The 8,471-nt window shown below is 68.8% G+C and carries 8 protein-coding genes; all 8 read right to left on the bottom strand.

Features of this window, described 5'->3' with window-relative positions; translation table 11 throughout:
• Positions 1-645 (bottom strand): lipid-A-disaccharide synthase (locus tag P409_RS19210; RefSeq protein WP_034841647.1); only part of this gene is annotated, 645 nt, incomplete at its 3' end.
• Complete coding sequence (locus P409_RS19205) at positions 645-1,472, bottom strand: LpxI family protein (protein ID WP_034841644.1); 828 nt, start codon at positions 1,470-1,472, stop codon at positions 645-647. The genes P409_RS19205 and P409_RS19210, both read right to left, overlap by 1 nt.
• Entirely contained in the window at positions 1,462-2,268 is an 807-nt protein-coding gene (gene lpxA, locus P409_RS19200; protein WP_034841640.1) for an acyl-ACP--UDP-N-acetylglucosamine O-acyltransferase, read from the bottom strand. The genes P409_RS19205 and lpxA overlap by 11 nt, the downstream gene beginning before the upstream one ends.
• Positions 2,265-2,738: a 3-hydroxyacyl-ACP dehydratase FabZ gene (fabZ, locus tag P409_RS19195; protein WP_034841635.1), complete on the bottom strand. Its 474-nt coding sequence runs from the start codon at positions 2,736-2,738 to the stop codon at positions 2,265-2,267. Before fabZ ends, lpxA begins: the two co-directional genes overlap by 4 nt.
• Position 2,739: 1 nt before the next feature.
• Entirely contained in the window at positions 2,740-3,762 is a 1,023-nt protein-coding gene (gene lpxD, locus P409_RS19190) for a UDP-3-O-(3-hydroxymyristoyl)glucosamine N-acyltransferase (RefSeq protein WP_034841631.1), read from the bottom strand.
• Positions 3,763-3,927: 165 nt separating this feature from the next.
• A complete protein-coding gene (gene bamA, locus P409_RS19185; protein WP_238578725.1) occupies positions 3,928-6,156 on the bottom strand; it encodes an outer membrane protein assembly factor BamA in 2,229 nt (742 codons plus the stop codon).
• 217 nt (positions 6,157-6,373) lie between these two features.
• The gene (rseP, locus tag P409_RS19180; RefSeq protein WP_034841623.1) at positions 6,374-7,489 is read right to left on the bottom strand and encodes an RIP metalloprotease RseP; all 1,116 of its coding nucleotides are present in this window, start codon (positions 7,487-7,489) and stop codon (positions 6,374-6,376) included.
• A gap of 48 nt (positions 7,490-7,537) precedes the next feature.
• Positions 7,538-8,471 (bottom strand): 1-deoxy-D-xylulose-5-phosphate reductoisomerase (dxr, locus tag P409_RS19175; protein WP_034841620.1); only part of this gene is annotated, 934 nt, incomplete at its 5' end.

Below are 8,471 nucleotides of genomic sequence, written 5' to 3'. Positions count from 1 at the left end.
GAAGACCGGCAGCAGCCGCTGGGTCTCGCCGCGCCGGCTGCCGGGCAGCACGGTCAGCAGCTTGGCGTCCGGCGCGATGCCATGCGCCTGGCGGAATCGGGCGCCGTCGCCCTGCCCCGCCGCGGTCTCGATGATCGGGTGGCCGACATAGGTGGTGGGCAGGCCGTGCCGCTCGAACCAGGGCGGCTCGAAGGGCAGCTGCACCATCAGATGATCGATCAGCCCGGCCAGCTTGCGCGCCCGTCCAGGCCGCCAGGCCCAGACCTTGGGCGCGACGAAATGCACGATGGGGAAGGTCCGGCCCGCCAGCCTGGCGGCAACCCGGGCGTTGAAGGCCAGCCCGTCGATCGACACCATCGCATCCGGCTTCGCCGCCAGGGCCGCCTCAGCGGTGCGGCGAATCCGGTCGAACAGGCGCGGCAGCTGCGGCAGCAGCTCGACCGCGCCCATCACCGCGATATCCGCCAGCGGGAACAGGCTGTGCAGCCCCTCCGCCGTCATGCGGGCGCCACCGACGCCGCTGAACCGCACCCCGTCGCCGCAGCGCCGCTTCAGCGCCGCCATCAGGCTGGCGCCCATCAGGTCGCCCGAGGGCTCGGTCGCCACCAGGAAGATGTGCGGCGCGGCCGTGTCCCCCGACACCATCACTCGCCCTCCGCCAGGCAGAGCACGAACAGGCCGTGCCGGTCGGCCGCCTGCCGCACCGCCTCGGAATCGATGATCATGGCCCCGCCGGCTTCGACCACGATGCCACGCAACCCGGCGGCGGCGGCCAGCTCGACCGTGGTGACGCCGATCGTCGGCGGGTCCAGCCGGACATCCTGCTGCGGCTTCTTGGCCTTGACCAGCACGCCGCCCGGGCCGGGCCGGGTCAGCGGCCCGCAGCGGCGCAGCATCGCGTCCGTGCCCTCTGCCGCCTCGACCGCCAGCACATAGCCATGCTGCACCACCGAGCCCTGGCCGATGTCCAGCCGGCCGATCTCGCGGGCGATCTCGCGCGCCTTGGCGATGTCGGCCCGGGCCAGTTCGTCCGGCGCGGTCCGGGTCAGCAGGCCCGGCTTGGCCAGGAAATCGTCGATCACCTCGTGCAGGGCGACGAGATGGAATCCCTCTTCCTGCAGCACCCGGCGCAGCGCGGTCAGCAGCGCGTCGTCGCCGAGCGAGGAGAAGCCGATGCGGGTGAGGATCCGCACCGCCTTGAAGTCGGGCATCAGCTCGAACAGGCTGGGCCGGCGGATGTTGCCGACCGGGCAGAGCGTGTGGGCGCCCTGGCGCTTCAGCTCGTCGATCCAGCGTCCGGCGGCGCCCAGCCGGGTCCAGAAATGCGGCACGTCCCCGCCCTCGACCAGGGCCGGGTCGGTCATGCCGCGATAGGCGACGACGACGAAGTCCCGCCCGGCCTGACGGCACGCCTCGACCAGCCGCCCGGGCAGCGGGCCTGCGGCCGCCAGGATCCCAAGCTTATCCGGCATGCCGGCGGCGGGCGGGCTGCATCACGTTGCGGCCGGAATCGGCGTCGATGAAGGCGAGGATGCGCTGCACCACCTCGTTGTCGCCGAATTTCTGCCGCGTCTCCTCGATCCGTTCGGCGAACTGCGCCTCGCCGTCGAACAGGGTGCGGTAGGCGGCCAGCAGTGACTGGATCTGCGGCTTGGTGAAGCCGCGGCGCTTCAGCCCCACCAGGTTCAGCCCGTTCAGCGTCGCGGTCTCGCCGATCGCCAGGCCGAAGGGGATGATGTCGTTGCGCACCGGCGTCATGCCGCCGACGAAGCTGTGGGCGCCCAGCCGCAGGTGCTGATGGATGGCGCTGTTGCCGCCGATGATGACGTGATCTTCGATCGTCACATGGCCGGCCAGGACGGCGTTGTTGGCCATGATGATGTGATTGCCGAGAATGCAGTCATGGGCGACATGCGTGTTCACCATGAACATGCAGTTGTCGCCGACCACGGTCTTCATCTTGTCGCCGCGCGTGCCCGGATTCATGGTCACGTGCTCGCGGATGACGTTGTTGGCGCCGATGATCAGCTGCGATTTCTCGCCGGAGAATTTCAGGTCCTGCGGCGGCAGGCCGAGCGAGACGAAGGGGAAGACCTTCGTCTTCGGGCCGATGCTGGTGCGGCCGGCGACCACGACATGCGAGATCAGCTCGACCCCGTCGCCCAGCTCGACCTCCGGGCCGACGGTGCAGAACGGGCCGATCGTGACGCCGGCCCCGAGCTTCGCCGCGGGGTCGACCAGGGCCATGGGGTGGATCGCAGCGGTCATAGATCGTCCATGATCATGGCGGCGAACTCGGCCTGCGCCACCAGCACGTCGTCGACCTTGACCTCGCCGGTGAACTTCCAGACGTTGCGGCGCTGCTGCAGCTTCTTGACATGGACGCGCAGGCTGTCGCCCGGCGTCACCGGCCGGCGGAACCGGGCGTTGTCGACCGTCATGAAGTAGACCAGCTTGCCGTTGGCCTCCTCGCCCAGCGTCGCCACCACCAGAACGGCCGCGGTCTGGGCCATGGATTCGACGATCATCACGCCCGGCATCACCGGGTAGCGCGGGAAGTGCCCCTGGAAGAAGCCCTCGTTGATCGTGACGTTCTTGATCCCGGTGCAACTGACGTCCGGCACCACGTCGATCACCCGATCCACCAGGATCATCGGATAACGGTGCGGGATCATCTCCATGATCTTGAGGATGTCCAGCTGCGACATGTTCTTCTTGTCGCTGGCGGCTCCGTCCATCTCAGTCGCCCTTCCCTTCGGCTAGACGCGCTAGCATGACCTGCTGCCGGAAAAACTGCCGTTTCGGGATCGCGGGTGAACCCACCACCTCCGCACCGGGGTCGACGTCGCGCATCACCCCCGCATTCGCGGCGATCCTCGCCCCTGCACCGATGGTGAGATGGCCCGCGACACCAGCTTTGGCAGCCAGAACGGCGAAATCGCCCAACTTGGTGCTCCCCGCCACGCCTGCCTGCGCGACGATGACGGCGCCTCGTCCGACCTGCACGTTGTGCCCGATCTGGACCAGATTATCAATCATCGCCCCCCGGCCGATCACCGTGTCCGGGCCGGCCCCGCGGTCGATGGTGGAGTTGGCGCCGACCTCGACATCATCCTCGATGATGACGCGGCCGAGCTGCGGCAGCCGGACATGGCCTTCGGCGTCCATGGCGAAGCCGAACCCGTCCTGGCCGATGCGGGCGCCGGGATAGATCGTGACCCGCGCCCCCACCAGGCAGTGGGTCAGCGACGCCCCGGGCCCGACCACGCTGCGCTCGCCCAGCACCACGCCGGCCCCGATCACCGCGTTCGGGCCGATCCGGCAGCCCGCGCCGATCTCGGCCCCGGCCTCGACCACCGCGCCCGGCCCGACCTCCGCCCCCTCGCCGATCACCGCCGTCGGGTCGATCGCGGCGGTGGCGGCGATGCCGGGGCGCGCCACCGGCGCCGGGAAGAAGGCCTGGGCGATCAGCGCGTAACCCTTGTAGGGTTTCGGCGTCAGCAGCAGCGCCATGCCGGCCGGCGCCCTGTCGGCCAGGGCCGGGGCGATCACGCAGGCGCCCGCCTTGCTGGCGGCGAAGGCGTCGACATATTTGCGGTTGTCGAGGAAGCTGATGTCGTCGGGTCCCGCCGCGTCGAGCGGCGCGACGCTGGCGATCGGCCGCTCCGGGTCAGCCCCGGGCGACAGGGTCGCGCCGGCGATCTCGGCGAGACGACCGAGCGGGAACGGACCGGCGCTGCGGAAGAACCGCGGATCGGGCATGGGCGCTCTCTCTGCTCACGACTGGCGAAGGACGGCCACCCGCCCGTCCATCCAGAGTTGCGCCCCGGCTATGACGTCGAGGCGCTGACCAACGAAAGCGGCGCCGGCTGGCACCGGCGCCGCGAAGGGCCGCGCGACCGCGGTGGCGGACCGCCGCCGCGCCAATCAGAACCGCGTGCCGAAGCTGATGTGGATCTGCTCCTGCTTGTCGTAGCTCTCTTTGGCGAAGGGATAGGCGTAGTCGAGCCGGATCGGCCCGAAGGGCGAGGCCCAGGACACGCCGACGCCGGCCGAGGCGCGCAGCGCCGCGTCGTCGACGACGCCCGAGCCGTGGTCGTCCGTTCCCCACAGCGTGCCGAAATCGGTGAAGGCATGCCCCTGCAGGGCGAACTCGCTGGGCAGGCCGAGCGGGAAGCTGAGCTCGACCGAGCCGAGGGCGAAGTTGTTGCCGCCCAGCGCGTCCTTGTCGTCGGAGCCGAGATCGCGCGGGCCGAGGCCGCCGGTCTGGAAGCCGCGGAAGGAGTTGCCGCCGAGGAAGAAGCGGTCGTTGATGCGGACATCCTCGCCGAGGCCGATGATGTTGCCGAGCTGGCCGCCGATGTTCAGCACCATGGAATCGGTGACCGGGTAGTACCAGTCGGCGCTGAGCTGGGTCTTGAAGTAGTGCACATCGCCGCCGAGACCGGCGATTTCGTTCGACAGCGTGATCCGGTAGCCGTCGGTCGGGTTGATGCGGCTGTCCAGCCGGTCATAGGTCAGGGACTGCTGCACCGCGGAGGACAGGGTGTTGCCCTCCTGCTCGCGGATGAAGCGCGAGGCGTCGTCGCTGACGTCCGAGACCTGCCGGTAGTTCAGGCGGTAGCGCAGCGTCTGCCGCAGGTTCTCGCTCAGCGGATAACCCATGCGCAGCGCGAAACCGGTGTTGGTCTCGTTGTAGGAGCTGAAGCTCTGATTGTCGCGCGTGGTGCGGAACAGGTCGAAGCCGGCCGCGAGGTTGCGGCCCATGAAGTACGGCTCGGTGAAGCTCAGGTCGATTTCGGACGACACGCCGCTGAGCGAGGTCGACAGCCGCAGGTCCTGGCCGCGGCCGAGCAGGTTGCGCTCGCGGACCGTGACGTTGCCCAGCGGACCGTCGCTGGTCGAGTAGCCGACACCCAGCTGCAGTTCACCGGTCGACTGCTCGGTCACCGCCGCCTGGATCACCGTCTGGTCCGGCGCCGTGCCCGGGGTCGGCTTGATGTCGACCTTGCTGAAGAAGCCGAGGTTGCGGATGTTGGTCTCGGACTTCTTCAGGCGCGAGGCGTTGAACGGGTCACCTTCGGCCAGCTCGAACTCGCGGCGGATCACCTCGTCGGCGGTGCGGACATTGCCGCTGATGTCGATGCGCTCGACGAAGACGCGCGGGCCTTCCGAGATCTCGTACGTGATCGCGATCAGCCGCTCGTCGCGGTTGCGCTGCACCGAGGGCTGGATGTCGACGAAGGCGTATTGCCGGTCGCCCAGATAGGTGGTCAGGGCCTGGATCGTGTCCTCGACCGACTTGCTGGAGTACCAGTCGCCCTCATTGGTGACGATGACGGTCTTCAGCTCCTCCGGCGTCACGCCCGGCAGGGCGCTGTTAACGTCGATCTTGCCGAACTTGTAGCGCTCGCCCTCGTCGACCGTGAAGGTGATGAAGAAACCCTCGCCGTCCGGCGCCAGCTCCGACACCGCCGAGACCACGCGAAAATCGGCATAGCCGCGGTTCAGGTAGAAGCGGCGCAGCATCTCCTGGTCGACCGCCAGGCGGTCCGGGTCATAGGTGTCGTTGGAGGCGAGGATGTTCCACCACTCGGTCTCCTTGGTCAGGATCTCATCGCGCAGGTCGCTGTTGGAGAAGGCGCGGTTGCCGACGAAATTGATCCGCTCGATCTTGGCGAGGTCGCCCTCGCGGATCTCGAACACCAGGTTCACGCGGTTCTGGTCGAGCTTGATGATCTTCGGCTCGACCGCGACGGCGAAGCGGCCGCTGCGGCGATACAGCTGCTGGATGCGGTCTGCGTCGCTCTGGGCCTTGGTCCGGGTGTAGACCTGCCGCGGGCGCTCCTCGATCTCGGCCGTCAGCTTGGTGTCGTCGAAGCGGTCGTTACCCTCGAACGCGATCTGGTTGATGATCGGATTCTCTTCGACCGTCACCACCAGGCTGGAGCCCTGGCGCCGGATCTGGACATTGGCGAACAGGCCGGTGGCGAACAGGCTCTTGACGGATTCGTCCACGGCGCGGTCGCTGTACTCGTCGCCCGGCTTCAGCGCCATGTAGGAGATCACCGTGGCGGGCTCGATCCGCTGCGAACCCTCGACCTTGACGTCGGCGATGGTTCCGCCGCCACCGCGGGTCTGTGCCGGCGCCGCCATGGGCGCGGTCCCAAGAGCAACAGCCGCCACGGCCGCGAGCCAGAGTCGGGAGGTCACGGTCGACATCGGTTTCTGCTTTCCCCTCAAACTCACACCCATCCCTCTCGCCCCCGACCGATCGGGCACGAGAGGTTTGACGAACGACCGCCGCCCCCACTGCCAGCGGCTGCGGATCGCGGCGAGTCACAGCCGCCGTGATCCGGTAACACGTCCCGGCTCAGGACACCAAGCCTTTGAAAAAGGCCACTACCTTGAGTTGGACCAGGTCGTTCCAGGTCGCGAAGAGCATCAGGGTTAATACCAAAGCAAGCCCTAGGCGGAAACCGTATTCTTGGGCGCGGGCGCCCAGCGGACGGCCGCGGACGGCCTCGATCGCGCAGAACAGCAGGTGGCCGCCGTCGAGCATCGGGATCGGCACCAGGTTGATCAGGCCGAGATTGATCGACAGGATCGCCATGAACCAGAGCAGCGCCACGATGCCGACCTGATAGACCTCGCCCGACATCTGGGCAATCCGGATCGGGCCGCCGAGATCCTCGGTGCCGCGCTGGCCGGACATCATCTGCCCGAGGGCCTGGGCGGTCATCGACACGATCGCCCAGCTTTCGGTGACCGACATCCGCGCCGCCTCGGCCACGCCGTAGGGCCCGGTGTCGGCGGCGATGCCGAGACGCCAGATGGTGGCGCTGCCGCCATCGGTCGTCGGCACCGTCTCCTGCCGCGGCGTCAGGGCGAAGCTCAGCGTCTGGCCGCCGCGGTCGATGCCGAGCGTCACGCTCTTGCCGCCGCTGTTGCGGACCGCCTCGCCGAGCTCGGCGAAACGGTCGACCGCGGTGCCGTCGATGCTGGCGATCCGGTCCCCCGACTGGATCCCCGCCTCGGCCGCGGCGCCGCCCGGCGACACCTGACCCACCACCGCCGGCGGGAAGGGATGGCCGCCGATCAGGAACAGGAAGAACAGGGCGACAATCGAGAACAGGAAGTTGGCGACCGGCCCGGCCGCGGCGATGGCCGCGCGCTGCCCCACCCGCTTGTGGTGGAACGACACCGCCCGCTGATCCTCGGACATCCCGTCTAGGGCCGTGGTGGACGGGGTCGAGGCCGCATCGGCGTCGCCGAACATCTTCACATAGCCGCCGAGCGGGACGATGCTGAACTTCCAGCGGGTGCCGTGCCGGTCGTTGAAGCCGAACAGCTCCGGCCCGAAGCCGATCGAGAAGGTCTCGACCCGGACCCCGTTGCGGCGCGCGACCCAGTAGTGGCCGAACTCGTGCACGAAGACGAGGACGGTCAGCACGACCAGGAACGGGATCAGATAGGTGAACAGCGTCATAGGGTCCTCTCGGCCAGAGGGCCTATGTAGGCCCGCTCGCCCGCGATTTCAAAGCGCAGCGGCGTGCCGTCGCGCCTCGGCGTCGATGGCGAACACCTCGTCCAGAGTCGCCATAGCTTGTGCCGGAATCATGGCAAGGGTGGCCTCGACGATCCGCTCGATGTCGAGGAAGCCGATCCGGCCCTCGAGGAAGGCCGCCACGGCCACCTCATTGGCGGCGTTCAGTACGGTGGCGGCCGAGCCGCCTTGCCGCAGGCACTCGCGGGTCAGCCGCAGCGCCGGGAAGCGCTCCGGATCCGGCGGCCGGAAATCGAGCCGGGCGATCTTTGCCAGGTCGAGCGCGGCGCAGGGCGTCTCCATCCGCTCCGGCCAGGCCAGGGTATAGGCGATCGGCACCCGCATGTCGGGCACGCCGAGCTGCGCCAGCACCGATCCGTCGGCATAGTCGACCAGGCTGTGGATCACCGATTGCGGATGGACCACGATCTCGATCTTGTCCTCCGGCATGGCGAAGAGATGCGACGCCTCGATCAGCTCCAGCCCCTTGTTCATCAGGGTGGCGCTGTCGACCGAGATCTTCGCGCCCATGCTCCAGTTCGGATGCGCCACCGCCTGGGCCGGCGTTGCCGCCGCCATCTGCTCGCGGCTCCATTCCCGGAACGGCCCGCCCGAGGCGGTCAGGATCAGCCGGCGGACCTTGGCGCCCGGCTGGAACACCTGGAAGATGGCGTTGTGCTCGCTGTCCACCGGTAGCAGCGTGGCGCCGTGCTGCCGCACCTCGGCCATCATCAGCTCGCCGGCGCAGACCAGGCACTCCTTGTTGGCGAAGGCGACCATGGCGCCGCGCCGGATCGCGGTCAGGATCGGCCGCAGGCCGGCGGCGCCGACAATCGCGCCCATCACCCATTCCGCCGGCCGGGCCGCCGCTTCCACCACCGCCTCTGCGCCGCCCGCCGCCTCGATGCCGCTGCCGGACAGCGCC

Source organism: Inquilinus limosus MP06 (genome assembly GCF_000767795.1).
Lineage (GTDB): Bacteria > Pseudomonadota > Alphaproteobacteria > DSM-16000 > Inquilinaceae > Inquilinus > Inquilinus limosus_E.
Note: the sequence above shows the minus strand (reverse complement) of the source record. Positions and strands in the feature narration are given on the sequence as shown.